Origin of the sequence: Stenotrophomonas sp. RS-48 (genome assembly GCF_030053245.1) — a bacterium.
Lineage (GTDB): Bacteria > Pseudomonadota > Gammaproteobacteria > Xanthomonadales > Xanthomonadaceae > Stenotrophomonas > Stenotrophomonas maltophilia_P.
This window is the reverse complement of sequence record NZ_JASGBV010000068.1, coordinates 1-20241: the sequence shown is the minus strand read 5'-3', so window position 1 is coordinate 20241 and position 20241 is coordinate 1. Positions and strand designations below refer to the sequence as shown.

The 20241-nt window shown below is 67.8% G+C and carries 18 protein-coding genes and 1 riboswitch; of the genes, 8 read left to right on the top strand and 10 right to left on the bottom strand.

Going from position 1 to position 20241, the window contains the following annotated elements; genetic code table 11:
- The first annotated feature begins 46 nt into the window (after nt 1-46).
- Both QMZ25_RS13145 and QMZ25_RS13140 read left to right on the top strand, forming a co-directional pair.
- Entirely contained in the window at nt 47-1027 is a 981-nt protein-coding gene (locus QMZ25_RS13145; RefSeq protein ID WP_283219748.1) for a cation transporter, read from the top strand.
- Between the two features lie 110 nt (nt 1028-1137).
- Nucleotides 1138-1563: an organic hydroperoxide resistance protein gene (locus QMZ25_RS13140; protein ID WP_065182033.1), complete on the top strand. Its 426-nt coding sequence runs from the start codon at nt 1138-1140 to the stop codon at nt 1561-1563.
- A 200-nt stretch (nt 1564-1763) separates the two neighbouring features.
- On the opposite strand, the gene mmsB is transcribed toward QMZ25_RS13140, so the two are convergent.
- From mmsB to QMZ25_RS13115, 5 genes are read right to left on the bottom strand one after another with little or no spacing between them, the layout of a single operon-like run.
- On the bottom strand, nt 1764-2654 hold the full coding sequence (gene mmsB / locus QMZ25_RS13135) for a 3-hydroxyisobutyrate dehydrogenase (protein WP_065174196.1): 891 nt from the start codon (nt 2652-2654) through the stop codon (nt 1764-1766).
- Complete coding sequence (locus tag QMZ25_RS13130) at nt 2651-3820, bottom strand: enoyl-CoA hydratase/isomerase family protein (protein ID WP_065174195.1); 1170 nt, start codon at nt 3818-3820, stop codon at nt 2651-2653. The genes mmsB and QMZ25_RS13130 overlap by 4 nt, the downstream gene beginning before the upstream one ends.
- The gene (locus QMZ25_RS13125; RefSeq protein WP_053520138.1) at nt 3817-4614 is read right to left on the bottom strand and encodes an enoyl-CoA hydratase; all 798 of its coding nucleotides are present in this window, start codon (nt 4612-4614) and stop codon (nt 3817-3819) included. The genes QMZ25_RS13130 and QMZ25_RS13125 overlap by 4 nt, the downstream gene beginning before the upstream one ends.
- The gene (locus QMZ25_RS13120; protein WP_065174194.1) at nt 4611-5777 is read right to left on the bottom strand and encodes an acyl-CoA dehydrogenase family protein; all 1167 of its coding nucleotides are present in this window, start codon (nt 5775-5777) and stop codon (nt 4611-4613) included. Before QMZ25_RS13120 ends, QMZ25_RS13125 begins: the two co-directional genes overlap by 4 nt.
- A gap of 14 nt (nt 5778-5791) precedes the next feature.
- Nucleotides 5792-7297 carry a CoA-acylating methylmalonate-semialdehyde dehydrogenase gene (locus QMZ25_RS13115; RefSeq protein ID WP_053520140.1) on the bottom strand — a complete coding sequence of 502 codons (1506 nt, stop codon included), beginning with the start codon at nt 7295-7297 and terminating at the stop codon, nt 5792-5794.
- Between the two features lie 112 nt (nt 7298-7409).
- On the opposite strand from QMZ25_RS13115, the gene QMZ25_RS13110 reads away from it, so the two are divergent.
- Entirely contained in the window at nt 7410-8777 is a 1368-nt protein-coding gene (locus QMZ25_RS13110) for a short-chain fatty acyl-CoA regulator family protein (protein ID WP_053520141.1), read from the top strand.
- A 356-nt stretch (nt 8778-9133) separates the two neighbouring features.
- Here QMZ25_RS13110 and QMZ25_RS13105 read toward each other — a convergent pair whose 3' ends face one another.
- A complete protein-coding gene (locus QMZ25_RS13105) occupies nt 9134-10981 on the bottom strand; it encodes a patatin-like phospholipase family protein (RefSeq protein ID WP_164972340.1) in 1848 nt (615 codons plus the stop codon).
- A gap of 142 nt (nt 10982-11123) precedes the next feature.
- Nucleotides 11124-11353: riboswitch (cobalamin riboswitch) on the top strand.
- Nucleotides 11354-11571: 218 nt separating this feature from the next.
- On the opposite strand from QMZ25_RS13105, the gene metE reads away from it, so the two are divergent.
- The 3 genes from metE (at nt 11572) to pncA (ending at nt 15286) form a co-directional block, all read left to right on the top strand.
- A complete protein-coding gene (gene metE / locus QMZ25_RS13100) occupies nt 11572-13869 on the top strand; it encodes a 5-methyltetrahydropteroyltriglutamate--homocysteine S-methyltransferase (protein ID WP_283219747.1) in 2298 nt (765 codons plus the stop codon).
- Between the two features lie 63 nt (nt 13870-13932).
- Complete coding sequence (locus QMZ25_RS13095; RefSeq protein WP_065174192.1) at nt 13933-14604, top strand: epoxyqueuosine reductase QueH; 672 nt, start codon at nt 13933-13935, stop codon at nt 14602-14604.
- Between the two features lie 55 nt (nt 14605-14659).
- Nucleotides 14660-15286 (top strand): bifunctional nicotinamidase/pyrazinamidase, encoded by a 627-nt coding sequence (pncA, locus tag QMZ25_RS13090; RefSeq protein WP_065174191.1) that lies wholly within the window; start codon nt 14660-14662, stop codon nt 15284-15286.
- Between the two features lie 22 nt (nt 15287-15308).
- Here pncA and purU read toward each other — a convergent pair whose 3' ends face one another.
- Nucleotides 15309-16160, bottom strand: a complete 852-nt coding sequence (gene purU, locus QMZ25_RS13085) for a formyltetrahydrofolate deformylase (RefSeq protein ID WP_053518573.1) — start codon at nt 16158-16160, stop codon at nt 15309-15311.
- Nucleotides 16161-16273: 113 nt separating this feature from the next.
- Here purU and QMZ25_RS13080 point away from each other — a divergent pair, with 113 nt between their 5' ends.
- Nucleotides 16274-17185, top strand: a complete 912-nt coding sequence (locus tag QMZ25_RS13080; protein WP_111186534.1) for a LysR family transcriptional regulator — start codon at nt 16274-16276, stop codon at nt 17183-17185.
- A 3-nt stretch (nt 17186-17188) separates the two neighbouring features.
- Here QMZ25_RS13080 and QMZ25_RS13075 read toward each other — a convergent pair whose 3' ends face one another.
- The 3 genes from QMZ25_RS13075 to QMZ25_RS13065 form a co-directional block, all read right to left on the bottom strand.
- Nucleotides 17189-18289, bottom strand: coding sequence for an NADH:flavin oxidoreductase/NADH oxidase (locus QMZ25_RS13075; RefSeq protein WP_080375304.1), 1101 nt, complete (start codon nt 18287-18289; stop codon nt 17189-17191).
- Between the two features lie 122 nt (nt 18290-18411).
- Nucleotides 18412-19218, bottom strand: coding sequence for an NAD-dependent protein deacetylase (locus tag QMZ25_RS13070; protein WP_283219746.1), 807 nt, complete (start codon nt 19216-19218; stop codon nt 18412-18414).
- Between the two features lie 43 nt (nt 19219-19261).
- On the bottom strand, nt 19262-19663 hold the full coding sequence (locus tag QMZ25_RS13065) for an acyl-CoA thioesterase (protein WP_053518579.1): 402 nt from the start codon (nt 19661-19663) through the stop codon (nt 19262-19264).
- A gap of 91 nt (nt 19664-19754) precedes the next feature.
- Here QMZ25_RS13065 and QMZ25_RS13060 point away from each other — a divergent pair.
- Nucleotides 19755-20241 (top strand): LysE family translocator (locus QMZ25_RS13060; RefSeq protein ID WP_283219745.1); only part of this gene is annotated, 487 nt, incomplete at its 3' end.

Here is a 20241-nt window from a genome sequence, read left to right as displayed (position 1 = left end):
GCGGCTGCATGAAGGTAGCGCGGTCGGCCGCCAGACGCAGCGGAGCATGGCTCCGCTCTACAATCGGGTCATGGCTACCGATCGCCCGCACTTCTTCGACCCCACCACCGAGCAGGGCGTGCTGCGCCTGTCGATCGCCGGCGCACTGCTGCTGGCGCTGACTGCGGTGGTGTTCGGCCTGCTGGCCAATTCCTCGCTCATCATCTTCGATGGCATCTACGGGCTGATCGATGTGGTGATGACCTGGCTGTCGCTGCTGGTCGCGCGCCTGATCGCGCTGTCGACCAGTACCGATGCGCTGCAGTCGCGCCTCAACCAGCGCTTCACAATGGGCTTCTGGCACCTGGAACCGATCGTGCTGGGCGTGAGCGGCACGCTGATGATCGGTGCGGCGCTGTATGCACTGGTCAATGCCGTGGACGCGCTGATGTCCGGCGGCCGCCACATCGCGCTGGGGCCGGCGATGATCTTCGCCGCGCTGTCCCTGCTGGCCGAGGCAGCGCTGGGCGTGTTCGTGCTGCGCGCCAACCGCCGCATCGGTTCGGAGTTCATCGCGCTGGACGCGAAAAACTGGATGATCGCGGCCAGCATGTCGGCCTGTTATCTGGTCGCCTTCCTGGGCGGCGCGCTGGTGCGTGGCACTGCGTGGGACTGGATCGGGCCGTACATCGACCCGGCCATCCTCGCCTTCGTCTGCGTACTGGTGATGATCGCGCCGCTGGGCACGGTGCGGCGGGCATTGGCCGGCATCCTGCTGGTGACCCCACCGGAGCTGCAGGCCCACGTGGACGCGGTGGCGCGCACGATCGTCGCCAGGCATGGCTTCGTCGAACACCGCAGCTATGTGGCGCAGGTGGGACGTGGCGAGCAGATCGAGCTGTTCTTCGTGGTCCCGGCCGATGATCCGCCGCGGCCCCTGCGGGAGTGGGACCAACTGCGTGACGAGATCGGCGATGCACTGGGCGAAGCCTCGCCGGACCGGTGGCTGACGATCATGTTCACCACCGATCGGGAATGGACGATCTAGACAGGCAGGACGATCGGTCAAATTTCTCAGACGGTCTGTCACCCATCGTCCTTGGAAAGCGGGCAAAGTAGGCTTCAACGCACTACCTCCCACTGACCAGGAGCATCCCGATGTCCATCGAAAAGGTTCTGTACACCGCCCAGGCGACCTCCACCGGCGGCCGCGAAGGCCGTTCCGTCTCCTCCGACAACGTGCTCGACATCCAGCTGTCGACCCCGCGCGAGCTGGGCGGCGCGGGCGGCCCGGGCACCAACCCGGAGCAGCTGTTCGCCGCCGGCTACTCGGCCTGCTTCCTGGGCGCGCTGAAGTTCGTGGCCGGCCAGGCCAAGGTCGCGCTGCCGGCTGACACCACCGTGACCGGCAAGGTGGGCATCGGCCAGATCCCGACCGGCTTCGGCATCGAGGCCGAGCTGACCATCAACGTGCCGGGCGTGCCGCGCGAGCAGGTTGAAGCGCTTGTGCAGAAGGCGCACGTCGTGTGCCCGTACTCGAATGCCACCCGCGGCAACATCGACGTGACGCTGATCGTCGCCTGATGGAGGCGGGGTCGGATCCCTTTGCAACGGCAAAGGGCTCTGACCCCAGCGGCTAAATGGGGTCAGATCCCTTTCGCGTTGCGAAAGGGATCTGACCCCGGGGCTCCAAGCGCAAAAAAATGGGCGGATGCCGGTCGAAACCAGGCATCCGCCCATCCCACCCCGGGTGGGCCCCGGCACGCGGCCGGGGACGCATTCGCTTACTTCTCGCTGGTGATGAGCTGTACGACGCTGGAGAAATCCAGCTTGCCGCGCCCGGCCTGATGATTCATCGAATACAGGTTGCGGGCCACTTCACCCAGCGGGATCGAGGCGCCGACACTCATCGCCGCTTCCACTGCCAGGCCCATGTCCTTGAGCATCAGGTCGCTGCCGAAGCCGCCGCTGTAGCCACGCGAGGCCGGCGCATTCTCCAGCACGCCCGGCCACGGATTGCACACTTCGGTGGCCCAGCTGCGGCCGGTGCTCACCGCCATCATCTGCGACAGCACCTTCGGGTCCAGACCGTGCGCCACACCCAGTGCGATGGCCTCGCCGGTGACGGCCATGATCACGCCCAGCGCCATGTTGTTGCACAGCTTGGCCACCTGGCCGGCACCACTGGCGCCAACGTGGAAGATGTTCCTGCCCATCGCCTGCAGCACCGGGCGCGCACGCTCCAGTGCATCCTCCTCACCACCGACGATGAAGGTGAGGGTGCCGGCCTGGGCACCGGCCGTGCCGCCGGAAACCGGCGCATCGATCATCTGCAGGCCGCGTGCGGCCGCCGCTTCGGACACCTTGCGGGCGCTGGCCGGAGCGATCGTGCTGCAATCGATGACCAGCGCGCCGGCCGGAATCGCGGCGAGAATGCCGTCATCGCCGAGGTACAGGCCTTCGACGTGGCGACTGGCCGGCAGCATCGAGATCACCACCTCGGCGTCGGCCAGGGTGTCACGTGCTGACGACGCGGCACCGGCACCGGCGTCGACGGCGGCCTGCACGGCGGCCGGCACCAGATCGAACACGCGCACGGTGTGGCCGTTCTTGACCAGATTGGCGGCCATCGGGCCACCCATGTTGCCCAACCCAATGAATGCAATGCGGCTCATGCCAGGCTCCTTTCAGCGGCAGGGGTACCCAGGTCGGCCAGCGGATGCGCGGCATCGGCCCAGGGCGAAGCGAAGAACGTATCGGCCCACAGGGCGCTGGCTTCGGCCAGCGTGGCCGGGTTCCACGACGGCGTGCGGTCCTTGTCGATCAGCAGCGCACGGATGCCTTCGGCGAAATCGCCGTGGGCAGCGCAGTGCAGGGCGACGATGTATTCCAGGCGGTAGACCGCAGCCAGATCCTGGCCCGCGCTGCGGCGCTGCAGCTCGAACGCCAGCCGCGCCGAACCGGGCGCGCCGGCCGCGAGGGTCTTCTGGGCGGCCTGCAGCCAGGCATCCTCGGTCTGCAGGTGGGCGATGCCTTCGACGATGGCATCGAGGTCATCGCCGTCGCACAGTGCGTCGACCTTCGCCGCGTTGGCCAGCAGCGGACCGGTCGCGGCATCGCTGGCATACGATTGCAGCAGGTGGCCCAGGCGCTCGTGGTTGCTCGCGGCGTCGCGCGACCAGGCCACCTGCAGCAGTGCATCGAACACATCGCTGCGGCGCGCTTCGGCCACGTGCACGTCGGCCAGGCCGGCATAGATCGCATCGCCCGGGTTGAGCAGTGCACCGGTCAAGGCCAGGAACAGGCCACCCTTGCCCGGCACGCGCGGCAGCAGCCAGCTGCCACCCACGTCCGGGAACAGACCGACGGTGATCTCCGGGAACGCGAGCTTGGAGCGCTCGCTGACCACGCGGTGGCTGGCACCGGACATCAGGCCGATGCCCCCTCCCATGACGATGCCATGGCCCCAGCACAGGATCGGCTTGGCATAGGTGTGGATGAGGTAATCCACGCGGTACTCGACGTCGAAGAACTCGGCCGCGTAGTCGTTGTCGCGGATATCGCTGCGGCCGGCCTCGCGGAATGCACGCATGCTCTGGTACAGGCTGTGCAGGTCACCGCCGGCGCAGAACGCCTTTTCACCGGCGCCCTGCAGCACCACCATCGCGATGCCGTCGTCGTCGGCCCAGGCATTGAGTTGCTTCAGCAGCAGGTGCGCCATCGGCAGCGAGAAGCCATTGAGCGTGCGCGGCGCGTTCAGCGTGGCGATGCCGATGCGCGCGCCATTGCCGGCCACGCGCTCTTCGAACAGGACCGGCGCTTCGTCGGCGACCGTGGTCATGCGTTCTTCCACTGCGCGGCGCGCTTTTCCAGGAAGGCGTTCACGCCCTCGACCTGGTCGGCGGTATCGAACAGATCGACGAAGGCCTCGCGTTCGGCCACCAGCGCCGAGGCGTGGGTGCCGGTGCGGGTGGACTGCACCAGCGTCTTGCAGGCCGCGATGCTGGTCGGGCTCTGCTTGCCGGCCTTCTTCGCCCATTCCAGCGCCAGCGCCTTGGACTCGCCCTTGCCGACCTTCTCCTCGGCCAGGCCGATGCGCAGCGCGGTCTCGGCATTGATGCGCTCGCCCAGCAGGATCATGCGCTTGGCCCAGCCCTCGCCCACCAGCCGTGGCAGGTTCTGGGTACCACCGGCGCACGGCAGCAGGCCGACGGTGGCCTCCGGCAGCGCGACCTGGGCGTGGTCTTCGATGATGCGCAGGTCGCAGGCCAGCGCGCATTCCAGCCCGCCGCCCATCGCATAGCCGTTGATTGCGGCGATCGACACGCCGCGGAAGCCGGACAGCGCCTCGAAGGCTTCGCCGAAGCGGCGTGCGGCCTCGCGCGCGGCGGCCTTGTCGCCGGAGGCGAACTGGTTCAGATCTGCGCCGGCGGAGAAGAACTTTTCGCCGTCACCGGTGATCACCAGCGCGTAGATGTCGCGGTCCGCATTGAGCGCAGCCACCAGGTCGCGCAGCGCGGACAGGCTGTGCACGGTCCAGGTATGCGCCGGCGGGTTGTGCAGGGTGACCACGGCGGTGTGGCCATCGGCCTCGACCTTCAGGCCCACGTGCTCCTGGGTACGCCAATCCTTCATCGCAGTTCCTCTTCGGTGTTGAGCAGGTGACGGGCAACGATCACCCGCATGATCTCGTTGGTGCCTTCCAGGATCTGGTGCACGCGGCAGTCACGCAGCAGGCGTTCGATCGGGTATTCGCGGATGTAGCCGTAGCCGCCGTGGATCTGCAGCGCTTCGTTGCAGACAGTGAAACCGGCATCGGTGGCGAAGCGCTTGGCCATTGCGCACCACACGTTGGCGTCGCTGGCGCCGGCATCGAGCTTGCGCGCGGCGGTATGCACCATCTGCCGGGCGGCCACCAGCTGGGTGACCATGTCGGCCAGCTTGAACTGCAGTGCCTGGAACTCGGCCAGCGCCTTGCCGAACTGGCGACGCTCGCCCATGTAGCGGCGTGCGGCATCCAGCGCGCCCTGCGCGGCACCCAGCGAACAGGCGGCGATGTTGATGCGGCCGCCATCGAGTCCCTTCATCGCCAGCTTGAAGCCACCGCCTTCCTCTCCCAGAAGGTGGCTGACCGGCACGCGGACGTTCTCGAAGGTGATGCCACGGGTGGGCTGGCTGTTCCAGCCCATCTTCTCTTCCTTGCGGCCGAAGCTGATGCCCGGCAGGTCCGACGGCACCGCGATGGCGCTGACGCCGCCGGCACCGGCACCGCCGGTGCGCGCCATCACCACCAGCAGTTCGGTGGCGCCGGCGCCGGAGATGAAGGCCTTGGCGCCGTTCAGCACGAAGTGGTCGCCATCGCGCACGGCGGTGGTTTTCAGCGAGGCCGCATCGGAACCGGCGCCCGGTTCGGTCAGGCAGTACGAGGCCAGCTTGATGCCCGCCGCCAGATCGTTGCCCCACGCATCGCGCAGTGCCGGCTGACCCCACTTGGACACCATCCACGAGGCCATGTTGTGGATGCTGATGTAGGCCGCCGTCGAGGGGTCGACACTGGCGAGCTCCTCGATGACGACGGCGGCGTCCAGCCGGCTCAGGCCGCTCCCGCCCACTTCCGGGTCCATGTACAGACCGCAGAAGCCCAGTTCACCGGCCTTGGCGATCGCCTCGCGCGGAAAGATGCCCTCCGCATCCCATCGCGCGGCGTGCGGCGCCAGTTCGGCCAGTGCGAAGTCGCGGGCGGCCTCGCGGTAGGCCTGCTGCGCTTCTTCCAGTTCCGTCGTCATCGAGTGGCTCATGGCTGCTCCTGCCGTTACTTCAGGCTGATCGTGGTGTTGACGCCGTGGCTCAGCGTCTCGTCATCGAACCAGCGCGCGGTGACGGTCTTGGTCTGGGTGTAGAACAGCACCACCTGCTTGCCGTACGGGCCCAGGTCACCCAGCTTGGAGGCGCGCGAACCGGTGAAGGAGAACAGCGGCACCGGCACCGGGATCGGCACGTTGATGCCGACCTGGCCGACGTCGATGTCTTCCTGGAACCTGCGCGCGGCGGCGCCGGACTGGGTGAACAGTGCGGTGCCGTTGCCGTTCGGGTTGCTGTTGACCATCGCGATGGCGTCTTCCAGCGTTTCCGCTTCCAGGATCACCAGCACCGGCCCGAAGATTTCTTCCTGGTAGATGCGCATGTCGGTGGTGACACCGGCAAAGATGGTCGGGCCGACGAAGTTGCCCTTCTCGAAGCCATCGACCTGCGGATTGCGGCCGTCGAGCACCAGCTGCGCGCCCTGCTCCACGCCCGAGGCGATCAGGCCTTCCACGCGCTCGCGCGCGCTGCAGGAAATCACCGGGCCGACATCGGTACCGGACACGGTGCCACCGCTGACCTTCAGGGTCTTGGCCTTGGCCACCAGATCCTGCACCCAGCCGCGCGCTTCACCCACCAGCACCAGCGTAGAGGCCGCCATGCAGCGCTGGCCGGCGGCACCGAAGGCGGCACCGACCATCGCATTGAGGGTCTGCTCCTTGTTGGCATCCGGCAGCACCACGGCGTGGTTCTTGGCGCCCATCATGCACTGCACGCGCTTGCCGGCCAGCGACGCACGGTTGTACACGTGGGTACCCACGCGGGTGGAACCCACGAAGGAGACCGCCTTGATGTCCGGGTGGTCGCAAATCGCGTTGACCACTTCCTCGCCACCGTGGACCACATTCAGCACGCCCTTCGGAATGCCGGCTTCCAGCGCCAGTTCAACCAGGCGCATGGTGACCATCGGGTCCTGCTCGGACGGCTTGAGAATGAAGGTGTTGCCGGTGGCGATGGCCATCGGGAACATCCACAGCGGAATCATCGCCGGGAAGTTGAACGGGGTGATGCCGGCGCACACGCCCAGCGGCTGCATGATCGTGTAGGTATCCACGCCATTGGCCACGTTGTTGGCCAGCTCGCCCAGCTGCAGGTTGCCGATGGCGGCGGCGTGCTCGACCACTTCCAGGCCGCGGAACACATCGCCTTCGGCATCCGGCAGGGTCTTGCCCTGTTCGGCAGTGAGGATGTGCGCCAGCTCGCTCATGTTCTCGCGGATCAGCTGCTGGTACTTCAGGAAGATGCGCGCACGGGTGCCGATCGGGGTCTTGCGCCAGGTCTTGAACGCTTCCTTGGCGGCGGCCACGGCAGCGTCCACTTCAGCGGTGGTGGCGAACGGGACCTGGGCCAGCACGTCCTGGGTGGCCGGGTTGATCACGTCCTGCCAGTGGGAGGTCGCCGATTCGACGAACTGGCCATCGATCAGCATGCGGATACGGGGCGCTGCAACAGTCATGACGACATCCAGGGGTGCGAAAGATGCTTGGCATTATTCACAGCCGCCGCCTCGATTTCCGGCCTGAATCCGCTTAATCTGGCCAACACCCCTCACGATTCCTGTTAATTCTGTGAATCTACCATCCTCACAGCGCCAGCTGGGCCTGCGCCTGCTGCGCCTGCGCGAGCAGCGCGGCTACAGCCAGATCGACCTGGCCCGCGCCCTGGGCCTGTCTGCCAGCTACCTGAACCAGATCGAGCGCAACAAGCGCCCGTTGACGCCCGCCGTGCAGAAGAAGCTGGGGGAGGTGTTGGGCGACGTTTCCGCCCTGTTCGACGAGGATGAACCCGCGGCATTGCAGGAATCATTGGCCGAAACCCTGCGGGACCTGGGGCTGGCCGACGTCAGTGCCACCGAGCTGCGGGCACTGGCCGGCAACCTGCCGCAGGTGAGCCGGGCGCTGCTGGACCTGCATCGCCGCCACCTGGCGTTGCGGGAACATGCCGCCGCACTGGAGTTCCAGCTGGGCGAACCCGGTGCCGGCAGCACCCTGCCGGCGGGCGACCAGGTGCGCGAGTTCTTCAACCGCATGCACAACCACATCCCGGAGCTGGATGAGCTGGCCGAGCGGTTATTCGCCGAATGGGGACTGTCGCCGGGGCACGTCGCCCCGCGCCTGCGCCAGTTGCTGGCCGATCGCCACGGCGTGCTGGTGGAAGTGACTGCCTTGCAGGCCGGGCGCGAGAAGCGCCACTACGATGCCGGTGCCCGCCGGCTGTGGCTGCCGGACTACCTGGAGCCGGGCCAGCAGGCCTTCCAGATGGCCGCCGAACTGGCACTGCATGGCTACCTGCCGCAGATCGATGCGGTGATTGCCCGCGCCGGATTCAGCGACGAGGCGCGCATCGCGCAGGCGCGCATCGGCCTGTCGAACTATTTCGCCGGGGCCCTGGTAATGCCCTACCTGCGCTTCCTGCGTGCGGCCGAAGCCAGCAGCTACGACATCGAGCTGCTGGCGCACCAGTTCGGTGTCGGCTTCGAAGCAGTCTGCCACCGGCTGAGCACGCTGGCCCGCCGCAGCGCGCCCGGCCTGCCGTTCTTCTTCATCCGTGTGGACCGCGCCGGCAACGTCTCCAAGCGTCACTCGGCCACCGACTTCCACTTCTCGCAGGTGGGTGGCTCATGCCCGCTGTGGATCGTCTACGAGGCGTTCAACCAGCCCGGCCGCATCCTGACCCAGACCGCGCGCATGCCCGATGGGCGGCGCCACTTCTGGCTGGCCCGGCAGGTCAGCAGCGGCCCGGTTGGTCACGGCCAACCACGCAAGACTTTCGCAGTGGCGCTGGGCTGCGACCTGCAGCATGCCGAGCGGCTGGTGTATTCGCTGGGGCTGGATGTGCAGAGCCCCGGCAATTCGGTGTCGATCGGCCCGGGTTGCCGGGTGTGCCCACGCGAGGACTGCATGCAGCGCGCGTTCGCGCAGTTACCGGGGCGATAGGGTTGGTTCGGCAGGGCTGCGCCCTGCACCTGCACAGGCCGAAGCAACGGCAACGGCAAAAGCTGGAATTCCGTGGGATGGCGGGGCGGGTCCGGTTGCGGGGGACGGCGCAAGTACGTCCATGTAGCCTCGGTCGCGCCATCCATGGCGCTCACGCCCCCGCAACCGGACCCACCCCGCCTTCGACAGATCTCCGCAAGCTGTCAGAACGACGCATTGCCCTGGTGGGTGTCGACCTTGGTCGACACGAACCCTGGCGATGAGCCACCGCAGGGATCAGATCGTGCCGACCAAGGTCGGCACCCACCAGACAAGGTCGGCACCCGCCGGAACAGTTCAATCGGCTGCGGCAGCGGTCAGTAGATCGGCGTCACCTTCATCTGCGGCAGCGGCCGTGGTGCGCCGTCGGTGAGGTCCGGGCCAAGATCCTCCCAGCTGCGGCCCTGCTCCACCATCAGCCCCCACAACTGCTGTGACGCCAGCCGCTTGTCCTCCGAGCCCAGCTTGTACGACGGTGGCGACGGCACGCCGGCAGCCACCATCGTGTACGCCGCCCGATAGGCCAGCACCTGCTGCGCGGGATCGTCGGTACGCGCCACTTCCAGCGTGTAACGCTGGTAGGCCGAGGCCAGGTTGCGCCAGCGGATCCAGTAGTGATTCTCGAAGGAGAACGCGCAGAAGCGCGCACCGGCCAGGCTGCCCTTGTCGGCGATGCGGGTCAGCACCTCCTGCGGCATGTCCAGGTTCATGCCGCCCTCATCACCCTGCAGGGTCACGTGCACGATGCGGTCGCGATAGCCCGGAGCACGCGCCTGCAGCAGGTCGCGCCAGTTCTGCATGGTTGCCACCACCGCGAACAGGAAACGGCCGAGCTCGCCGGCGGCCACCGGTGCGGCGATGGACTGGTAGGTGCGTTGCCAGCCATGACGGTTTTCGCTGGGCAGGAACACCGATCGCTCCAGCGCCTGCCGTGCATTGCCGCCGGAGCTGACCTCCTCCGCATGCTGCGGATAGACCAGGTTGATGGCGAAGGTCGGCCAGCGCGGAAGCGCCGCGTCGAACAGATGGATCGGGAAGTTGCTGCTGATGCCCCCATCGGAGAACCAGCAGATCCGGAAGGCGGTGATCACCGGGCCGCAGGCCTGGCCGGCACTGGTCAGCCCCTCCATGCTGTCGGCCACGTTGTGTTCCGGATCGGAGGCGGTCGCTCCAGGCTCACAGCGGCGCTCGCGGCGCGAGGGCTCATGCAGCGGCACTGCGCTGATCAGCAACGGGAAACTCAGGCTCATCCGCGTTGCCACCAGTACCGGCAGCTGCGGCCCCTGCGGCAGGCGGTAATAGAGTCGTCCATCCACGCCCAGCGGCGGACCCGCATGGTTGACCAGCCACTGCACCACGCTGGCCGGGAACAGCTGGTCGAACTCTTCGCGCAGGAACCAGAACTGCGCGCCGCCCAGCGGCAGCGTGCGGGGTTCGTTGTGCGATACGCAGGTGGTGATCATCTGCAGGGTGATGGCATGCGGGCTGTCCGGCTCGTCGGCATAGCGCGGCGCATCGTGCAGGTCGGCAAAGGTAAGCGGCACATCGGCCGGCTTGCCTGACAGCTGCTGCAGGCAGCCGTGCAGCCATTCCGTCAACGCCGGCCGGCGCGCGTCGCTGCCGAGGCCGCTGCACAGGCCCAGCAGATTGCGTCGTGCCACCCGCGCGACCCGCAGCGCGGCCCCGGCCACGCCAGCGCCGTAGGCGCACAGCAGGGACGGCAGCAATGTTGCCGCCACTCCACTCCAGCCGCCGCCCCACGCGCCCAGCGCGAGCAGCAATGCCAGCGACACCAGCACTTCCAGCGGCGCGATCTGGAACACGGCGATGGCCAGGCACAGCAGCTTGCGGGGCCAGCCTGCATTGCCGGTCAGCACCACCAGCAGCCGATAGGCTGCACGCGCGCCGCGCGCCGGCTGGAACAGACCGTAGATGAACCCGCGCCGCGACAGCTGCGCCGACACCGCCGACAATCCACCGTACCCGGCATCGCCGGGCAGCGGCTCGCCCGCCTGCTGGCGGCGATCACCATAGGCCGCCGCCGCCGCCACCGCGGCGGCGATGGCGCCTGCCGAGGTGCCACCGATGCTCTTGAAGCGATACTCGCGCGCCAGCGCCAGTACCGCATTGGGGTACACGATGCCGCTGGTGATGCCACCTTTCATGACCAGATCGCAGTACTTCGCCGCCACACGTCACCTCCCGTCCGTCGGTTGCCAGTATCGCAAGCCGGCCTCTCACTGCCTGAGAAAGGTGCCACATCCCGGTGGTGTGATGCCGGGCCTTGACCATTGCTGCCAACCGGCCTACCTTGTGCACGCCGAAGGTATTCATCTCTTCATGCGAATGAAGGGATGAATTTAAACGGGAATCCGGTGAAGGCGCTTCGCGCGCCCATTCCGGAGCTGCCCCGCAGCGGTGAATGGAAACGAATCCTGCCAACAGCACTGGGCTCGCGCCTGGGAAGCGGCAGGTAGTAGGTGGGCTGCGGCCCGCGTCCAACAGCCCGAATACCGGCCCCGGCCGGGGGACACGACCGTCCTCTGACTCGACCTGGAATCTCCGCGGGGAGGTTGCCGGGGCCGTCGTCGTCCTGCGCCTGCAGGGTGCGCGGCCACGTGCGTCCTTTTCACGGCATCCGGTTCGCCCGCGGGGGCGAAGGTCGCTGGCAAGACGCCCGTGGGCCGGCAACGGCACGCGTCGTCCTGCGGTTCCTTCGTTCCTCAATGCCGACATGCAATGAGGACACGCTGCAATGACCACTGTTACCAACCTGGGCTTTCCCCGCATCGGCGCCAAGCGCGAACTGAAGCGGGCGCTCGAACGCCACTGGGCCGGCGAGGACGACGCCGCCACCCTGCAGGCCACCGCCGCGGCGCTGCGTGCCCGGCACTGGCAGCTGCAGATCGAGGCCGGCGTCGATGTACCGCCGAGCAACGACTTCAGCCTGTACGACCAGGTGCTCGACACCGCATGGCTGTTCGATGCCATTCCCGAACGCTACCGCGAACTGGCCGCGCACGATCCACTGGCCGCCTACTTCGCCACGGCCCGTGGCCTGCAGCGCGATGGCATCGACCTGCGCGCGCTGGAGATGACCAAGTGGTTCGACACCAACTATCACTATCTGGTGCCGGAACTGCACGCGGACCAGGCCTTCGCCCTGCGCGGTGACAAGCCGCTGGCGGAGTTCAACGAGGCCAGGGCGCTGGGCATCCATACCCGTCCGGTGCTGCTGGGGCCGGTGAGCTTCCTGCTGCTGTCCAAGACCACCGACGGCAGCACCGCGCTGGACCTGCTGGATGCGCTGCTGCCGGCCTATGTGCAGCTGCTCGGCCAGCTGGCCGACGCCGGTGCGGATTGGGTGCAGCTGGATGAGCCGCTGCTGGTGCAGGATCTCGACGCCGATGCGCAGGCAGCCTATGAGCGCGCCTATGCCCGGTTGGCCACGGCACGGCGTCCGAAACTGCTGGTCGCGACCTATTTCGGTGCGCTCGAGGACAACCTGGCGTTGGCCACCGGCCTGCCGGTGGACGGACTGCACGTGGACCTGGTGCGCGCGCCGGAGCAGCTGGACGCCGTGCTGAAGGCGCTGCCGGCCGAGCGCGTGCTGTCGGCCGGCCTGGTCAACGGCCGCAACATCTGGCGCACCCATCTGGACAACGCACTGATCCTGGCCCGGTTTGCCCAGGTGGACCGCGGCGCCGACCGGCTCTGGCTGGCACCGTCCTGTTCCCTGCTGCACACGCCCGTGGATCTTGCGCTGGAAAAGAAGCTTGATGACGAACTGAAGGGCTGGCTGGCGTTCTCCCGGCAGAAGCTTCAGGAACTGCGCCTGCTGGCCGACGCGCTCGATGGCAGGGCGGATGCGGAAGCGGGCCTGGCTGCCAACCGCGCTGCACTGGAGGGCCGTCGTCGCTCGCCACGCGTGCACAACCCGGCCGTGGCCGCACGCCTGGCCGCGCTGACCGTGGCCGATGCGCAGCGGCACACCGCCTACCCGCAGCGCCGCATCGCACAGCATGCGGCGCTGCAGCTGCCGCTGCTGCCCACCACCACGATCGGTTCCTTCCCGCAGACGCTGGAGGTGCGCGAGGCACGCGCCCGGCACAAGTCCGGCAAGCTGGGCCTGGCCGAGTACGAGGCCTTCCTGGAACAGCAGACCGCGCATGCGGTACGCGTGCAGGAAGCGCTGGGCCTGGACGTGCTGGTCCACGGCGAATTCGAGCGCAACGACATGGTCGAGTACTTCGGCGAGCAGCTGGAAGGCTTCGCCTTTACCGGCAACGGCTGGGTGCAGAGCTATGGCTCGCGCTGCGTCAAGCCACCGGTGATCTTCGGCGACGTCAGCCGCCCGCAGCCGATGACGGTGCGCTGGTCCAGTTACGCGCAATCGCTCACCGACAAGCCGATGAAGGGCATGCTGACCGGTCCGGTGACGGTACTGCAGTGGTCGTTCGTGCGCGACGACCAGGAACGCGCTGTGACCTGTCGGCAGATCGCGCTGGCCCTGCGGGACGAAGTGCAGGACCTGGAAGCAGCCGGCATCGGCGTGATCCAGGTGGACGAGCCGGCCATCCGCGAGGGGTTGCCGTTGCGCCGTGCCCACTGGCGCGCCTACCTGGACTGGGCGGTGGAATCGTTCCGCATCAGTACCAGCGGCGTGCGCGATGCCACCCAGATCCACACCCACATGTGCTATTCGGAGTTCAACGACATCATCCACTCGGTCGCAGCGATGGACGCGGACGTGATCTCGATCGAGACCTCGCGCTCGCGCATGGAACTGCTGGATGCCTTCGTGAAGTTCAACTATCCCAACGAGATCGGCCCGGGCGTGTATGACATCCACTCCCCGCGCGTGCCGGACAAGGCGGAGATGGTGGACCTGCTGCGCAAGGCGCTGGCCGTGCTGAAGCCGGAGCAGCTGTGGGTCAACCCGGACTGCGGGCTGAAGACCCGTGGCTGGCCGGAAACCCGCGCTGCACTGCAGGCACTGGTTGCCGCCGCAGTGGAACTGCGTGCCGAGCACACCGACGCCCGCGTCGCCTGACCTGTCTCTCCACCCCGATGCACGGGCCGCCGCCGTTGCCGGCGGTCCGTGCGGTACCTGATGATGACCGAGCTCCAACGCCCCACCCTGTCCCTGCCCGCCGACGGCAAGCGCCTGCTGCTGCATTCGTGCTGTGCGCCCTGCTCCGGCGAAGTGATGGAGGCGATCACCGCCTCCGGGATCGACTACGCGATCTTCTTCTACAACCCCAACATCCATCCGGTGAAGGAATACGAGCTTCGCAAGCAGGAGAACATCCGCTTCGCCGAGCAGCATGGCATCCCCTTCATCGACTGCGACTACGACACCGACAACTGGTTCAGCCGCGCGCGCGGCATGGAGAACGAACCCGAGCGCGGCATCCGCTGCACGATGTGCTTCGACATGCGCTTCGAGCGCACGGCGCTGTACGCGCATGAGCACGGCTACGACACCATCAGCTCGTCGCTGGGCATCTCGCGCTGGAAGAACATGGCGCAGATCAATGACTGCGGCATCCGCGCCGCGGCGCGCTACGAGGGCCTGCAGTACTGGGATTACAACTGGCGCAAGGGCGGTGGTGCCAGCCGCATGATCGAGATCAGCAAGCGCGAGCGGTTCTACCAGCAGGAGTACTGTGGCTGCGTGTACTCGCTGCGCGATGCCAACCGGCACCGCCGGGAGACCGGCCGCGAGCGGATCCGGATCGGGCTGCTGTATTACGGCCAGGACAACGAAACGCCGCAGGGCGATTGACGTGTGGCGAGGGGGCGGCCACGCTGGTCGCCTCTTCCGCCGCGCTGGAACGTCCATGCCCACCCTGCCCGCCACTGTCGCCCTGCTGGTGATCGATCTGCAGCCGGACTTCATGCCCGGGGGCGCGCTGGCCTGCGACCGTGGCGATGCGCTGGTCGCGCCGATCGCGCAGCTGCTGGCGCAGCGCCGCTACCGCACCGTAGTGGCCACCCAGGACTGGCATCCCGCGGACCATGCTTCGTTCGCCAGCCAGCACCCCGGCCATCGTCCGTTCGAAACGATCCTGCTGCATGCGCAACCGCAGACCCTGTGGCCGGACCACTGCGTGCAGGGCAGCGCCGGTGCCGCCCTGCATCCGCAGGTGGACTGGAACATGGCCGACCTGATCCTGCGCAAGGGCACCCGCCAGCAGGTGGATTCCTACAGCGCCTTCCGCGAGAACCACGGCCCCGATGGCGGGCGCCCCGCCACCGGCCTGGCCGGCTGGCTGCATGAGCGCGGCATCGACGAGGTGCACGTCTGTGGCCTGGCCCGCGACTACTGCGTGCTGTGGAGCGCGCAGGACGCAGCCACGTCTGGCTTCAGGGTGAAATTCCTCTGGGACCTGACCCGGCCGGTGACCGAGGCCAACGACGGGATGGTGCGCGAAGCACTGGGCACTGCGGGGATCGGGATCCTCTGACGCACGTCCGGCCGGGCAGGTATCAGCGGAACACCACCGTGCGGTGCCCGTTGAGCAGGATGCGGTGCTCCACATGGCGGCGCACGGCACGCGCCAGCACCTGCGATTCGGTATCGCTGCCCAGGCGTACCAGGTCGCGCGGCGTCATCGCATGATCGACCCGGGCCACGTCCTGTTCGATGATCGGACCTTCGTCCAGATCCTCGGTGACATAGTGCGCGGTGGCGCCGATGATCTTGACCCCGCGCGCGTGCGCCTGGTGATAGGGCTGCGCGCCCTTGAAGCTGGGCAGGAAGCTGTGATGGATGTTGATCGCCCGGCCGGCCAGCGCGCGGCACAGGGTGGGTGAAAGAATCTGCATGTAGCGCGCCAGCACCACCAGGTCGATACGCTCGTGTTCGACCAGATCGATGATCTGCTGCTCCTGCACCGCACGCGTATCCGCGTTCACCGGCAGATGGTGGAACGGCACGCCGTAGGACGCAGCCAGCGGTGCGAAATCGGCATGGTTGGACACCACTGCCGCGATATCCACTTTCAGCTGCCCGCTGTGCGCACGGAAAAGCAGGTCATTCAGGCAGTGGCCCTGCTTGCTGACCAGCACCAGCAGGCGCGCACGACGCCGACCGTCCTGCAGCTGCCAGTCCATGCCGAACTCGCGGGCCAGTGCCGCCATGGACGCATGTACCGTGTCCAGGGGCAGGCTGGCGTCGCGGTCGAAATGCACGCGCAGGAAGAACCGGCCGCTTTCCTCGTCGCCGAACTGCTGGGCGTCGAGGATGTTGCAGCCATGATCGAACAACAGGCCCGACACGCGGTAGACGATGCCGGTACGGTCGGGGCAGGACAGGGTGAGGATGGAATCGGGTCGCATCCTGCAAGTGTAGGGCAGCACCCCGCCCGCGTGATCCATTGTCACCGATGCAACGAACCACTTCGGACAGTTCCAAGTGATCGTGGCGGGCTTTCGTGGCACGCTGGCGGGTCATGAACCTGTTGCAGCTGATCCGCAGCTTCACCCGCACCGCAGACACCGGCAGTATTGCCGCTGCGGCCCGCAGCCTTGGCATCAGCGCCACCGCCGTCGGCCAGAACATCCATCGCCTGGAGGCACACCTGGGCGTGCGCCTGCTGAACCGCAGCACGCGCCAGCTGGCGCTGAGCGAGGCCGGTGCGCTGTACCTGGCGCAGGTGCGCCACATCGAAACCGATCTGGCGCGGGCGCAGGCCCTGGTCACCAGCGGTGACATCGAGCCGGCCGGGCCATTGCGCATCGCCAGCAGCCGCGCGTTCGGCCGCCACGTGCTGGCGCCCCTGCTGCCTTCACTGCAGCAACGCTATCCGCAGCTGCAGCTGGAACTGCGGCTGTCCGACCGGGCCGTGCAGCATGGTCCGGAGGCGGTCGATGCCAGCATCCGCATCGATGCGCAGCTGGAGGACGGCGTCGTGGCGCGGCCGCTGGCACGCATTCCCTTCGTCTTCTGCGCCTCGCCTGCCTACCTGCAGGCGCATGGCTGGCCACAGGAGCCGTCCGATCTGCGCGGCCATCGGGGTGTGCTGCATCGTTTCCCCACCGATGGGCGGCCTCTGCGCTGGGGCCTGCGCAAGGGCGACCAGCGCGCGGATGCGCCGCTGCCGCCCGGCATGGTGTGCGATGACATCGACGCGCTGGCCGAACTGGCCGCGGCCGGTGCCGGCATCACCCGGCTGGCGGCCTTCGTGGCCGATCCCTTTCTGCGCGATGGCCGGTTGCAGGCGGTGTTCGGCGCGGACAGCGCATGGCGCCCGGAACCGATGGAGGTCTATTTCTGCGTCAGCGACCGCCGCGACTTCACCGCCAGGATCCGTGCGCTGTTCGATCACCTGCAGGCCGGCCTGCCGCCGGCCTGGCGGGCATGACCTTCAGCGCGGGGTGAACACGCCGCGTGCCTCACGCGGCTCGCAGCGCAGGTACTGCGCGGCCGGCACCACGCTGTCGCCCAGCGCGGCTGCCGCGTGCCAGGGCCAGCGCGGGTCGTAGAGGATGCCGCGGGCCAGGGCGATGGCATCGGCGTGGCGATGACGCAGGATCGATTCGGCCTGCTCCGGTTCGGTGATCATCCCCACCGCGATGACCGGCATGCGCACCTTGGCCTTGATCGCGGCCGCGAACGGCACCTGGTAGCCCGGCCCGACGCTGATCTTCTGGCGCTCATCCAGGCCGCCGCTGGAGACGTGCAGGAAATCGCAGCCACGCGCGTCCAGCACCTGGGACAGCGCTTCGCTCTGCAGCAGATCCCAGCCACCGTCGACCCAGTCGCTGGCGGAGATGCGCACGCCGACGGCCACCTTGTCGGACACTGCCGCGCGCACGGCATCGAATACCTCTACCAGCAGGCGCAGGCGATTGGGCAGCGAACCCCCGTAGCCATCGGTGCGCCGGTTGCTCAGCGGTGACAGGAACTGGTGCAGCAGATAGCCGTGCGCGGCATGCACTTCGATCAGTTCGAAGCCCAGGCGTTCGGCGCGCACCGCGCTGGCGGCGAAGGCAGCAACGATTCCCGCGATGCCCGCCTCATCCAGTTCCTGCGGCGCGGGATCGGCAGCATGGAACGGCAGCGCTGACGGCGCCACCGTGGTCCAGCCACGTGCATCATCGGCCGGCAGCTGGCCACCGCCGTCCCAGGGACGCTGTACCGAGGCCTTGCGGCCGGCATGGCCCAGCTGGATGCCCAGCGGCATCGGCGACCAGCGCCGCACGCTGGCCAGCACGTGTGCCAGCGCAGCTTCGGTACCGTCATCCCACAGGCCGAGGTCGGCCCAGCTGATGCGTCCACGCGGCTCAACCGCCGTCGCTTCCAGGATCAGCAGGCCGGCACCGGATTGCGCCAGGTTGCCCAGATGCATGGCATGCCAGTCGCTGGCGCGCCCGTCTTCGGCGGAATACTGGCACATCGGCGCGATGACGATGCGGTTGGACAGGGTCAGGCGGCCGAAGGTGATCGGCGAGAACAGCTGGCTCACGAGGGGTGCAGGGACGGGCAGAGGGGGGTGCGTATTGCACCGCTGCAAGGGCGGCGAATCAACCATGTGGATGGATCGCTGTTTCGCGGTGGCGCTGCATGCTCGCCGGGCATGGCCTGGCGCTACCCGATGACGAACCCGGCCAGCGCTTCAGCGCAATCGCGCTCGTCCTTGAACTGCAGCAGGTCGTCGGCACGGGTGCGGCCACGGTTCACGGCAGCCACCGGCAATCCGGCCTTTGCTGCGGCCTGCACGAAACGGAAGCCGGAATAGACCATCAGCGAGGACCCCACCACCAGCACGGCATCGGCATGCTGCAGGTGCTCATGCACTGCCGCCACGCGTTCACGCGGCACGTTCTCGCCGAAGAACACCACGTCCGGCTTCAGCAGGCCGCCACAGGACGGACAGTCGGGCACCACGAAGGAGGAAAAATCGGTCTCCAGATCAGCGTCGCCGTCGGGGGCGATGCCGGCCTCGAGCGTGTCCCAGCCGGGATTGGCGTCCAGCAGGCGCTGCTGGAACGCCTGGCGACCGCTGCGGCGCTCGCAGCCCATGCAGCGCACCAGGTCCAGCCGCCCATGCAGGTCGATCACGTTCCGGCTGCCGGCGCGCTGGTGCAGGCAATCCACGTTCTGGGTCAGCAGCAACTGCACCTTGCCTTGCTTCTCCAGCGCGGCCAGCGCCTGGTGGGTGCCGTTGGGCTGGGCCAGGCCGAAGCGCGGCCAGCCCAGCAGGCTGCGTGCCCAGTAGCGCTGGCGGGTGGCGGCCTCGCCCATGAATGCCTGGTAGGTGACCGGCGGCGTGCGTTTCCATTGGCCATCGGTATCCCGGTAATCGGGGATTCCCGAGGCCGTGCTGCAGCCAGCGCCGGTCAGCACGAACAGGCGCTGGGCGCGGTCGATGAAGTCGGTCAGCGGCGGGGTCATGCCACCCAGATGGGGGCAGCACGGCGCCCCCACAAGCGCCGGCTCAGGGCGCCGGCAGCGGCGGCACCGCGATCGGCTGGCCCGCCTCGTCCAGCGCGATCATCACGAAGTGGCCGCGGGTGCAGAGCCTGCGCTCGCCGCTGTGCAGGTCTTCGGCAATCAGTTCCACCTCGACCTTCATCGAGCTGCGGCCGACCTCGACGATGCGGCCGATCGTTTCCACCATCTGGCCGATGCGGATCGGCAGCTTGAAGTCGACCTGGTCGCTGCGCGCGGTCACCACGGTGCGGCGCGAGTAGCGGGCGGCGGCGAGGAAGGCGGCCTTGTCCATCCACGCCAGCGCCTGGCCACCAAACAGCGTGCCCATATGGTTGGTATGGTTGGGAAAGACGATTTCGGCCATGCGCACTTCGATCGGTGGCACGGTTTCAGGGATCGGGGTCATGGGTAGGGCTTCGGTGTGGGGTGCGGCAATGTTAAGCCAGGCCCCGTACAGGCAGCGCTACACTGCGCCACGCCCACTGCCAGGACTGCCCATGCCCGCGACCTCCGATCTGCTGGCGTTCGCCCTCATCTCGCTGGGCATGGTGCTCACGCCCGGGCCGAACATGATCTACCTGGTCTCGCGCTCGATCTGCCAGGGCCGCCGCGCCGGCCTGGTCTCGCTGGGTGGGGTGGTGCTGGGTTTCGTGTTCTACATGCTGTGCGCGGCGCTGGGCATCACCGCCCTGCTGATGACGGTGCCGTTCGCCTACGACGCGCTGCGCATCGGGGGGGCGTTCTACCTGCTGTACCTGGCCTGGCAGGCGCTCAAACCCGGTGGCCGCTCGCCGTTCGCGGTGCGCGACCTGCCGCAGGACACCCCACGCAGATTGTTTGCGATGGGCTTTCTGACCAATCTGCTGAACCCGAAGATCGCGGTGATGTACCTGTCCCTGCTGCCGCAGTTCCTGCATCCGGACGGGCACGGCAGCGTGCTGATGCAGTCGCTGGTTCTGGGTGCTACCCAGATCGTGGTGAGCC

Coding starts and splice junctions, on each gene's coding strand:
- QMZ25_RS13145 (WP_283219748.1), top strand. CDS start 47: ATGGCTCCGCTCTACAATCGGGTCATGGCTACCGATCGCCCGCACTTC.
- QMZ25_RS13140 (WP_065182033.1), top strand. CDS start 1,138: ATGTCCATCGAAAAGGTTCTGTACACCGCCCAGGCGACCTCCACCGGC.
- mmsB (WP_065174196.1), bottom strand. CDS start 2,654: ATGAGCCGCATTGCATTCATTGGGTTGGGCAACATGGGTGGCCCGATG.
- QMZ25_RS13130 (WP_065174195.1), bottom strand. CDS start 3,820: ATGACCACGGTCGCCGACGAAGCGCCGGTCCTGTTCGAAGAGCGCGTG.
- QMZ25_RS13125 (WP_053520138.1), bottom strand. CDS start 4,614: ATGAAGGATTGGCGTACCCAGGAGCACGTGGGCCTGAAGGTCGAGGCC.
- QMZ25_RS13120 (WP_065174194.1), bottom strand. CDS start 5,777: ATGAGCCACTCGATGACGACGGAACTGGAAGAAGCGCAGCAGGCCTAC.
- QMZ25_RS13115 (WP_053520140.1), bottom strand. CDS start 7,297: ATGACTGTTGCAGCGCCCCGTATCCGCATGCTGATCGATGGCCAGTTC.
- QMZ25_RS13105 (WP_164972340.1), bottom strand. CDS start 10,981: ATGAAAGGTGGCATCACCAGCGGCATCGTGTACCCCAATGCGGTACTG.
- metE (WP_283219747.1), top strand. CDS start 11,572: ATGACCACTGTTACCAACCTGGGCTTTCCCCGCATCGGCGCCAAGCGC.
- QMZ25_RS13095 (WP_065174192.1), top strand. CDS start 13,933: ATGACCGAGCTCCAACGCCCCACCCTGTCCCTGCCCGCCGACGGCAAG.
- pncA (WP_065174191.1), top strand. CDS start 14,660: ATGCCCACCCTGCCCGCCACTGTCGCCCTGCTGGTGATCGATCTGCAG.
- purU (WP_053518573.1), bottom strand. CDS start 16,160: ATGCGACCCGATTCCATCCTCACCCTGTCCTGCCCCGACCGTACCGGC.
- QMZ25_RS13080 (WP_111186534.1), top strand. CDS start 16,274: ATGAACCTGTTGCAGCTGATCCGCAGCTTCACCCGCACCGCAGACACC.
- QMZ25_RS13070 (WP_283219746.1), bottom strand. CDS start 19,218: ATGACCCCGCCGCTGACCGACTTCATCGACCGCGCCCAGCGCCTGTTC.
- QMZ25_RS13065 (WP_053518579.1), bottom strand. CDS start 19,663: ATGACCCCGATCCCTGAAACCGTGCCACCGATCGAAGTGCGCATGGCC.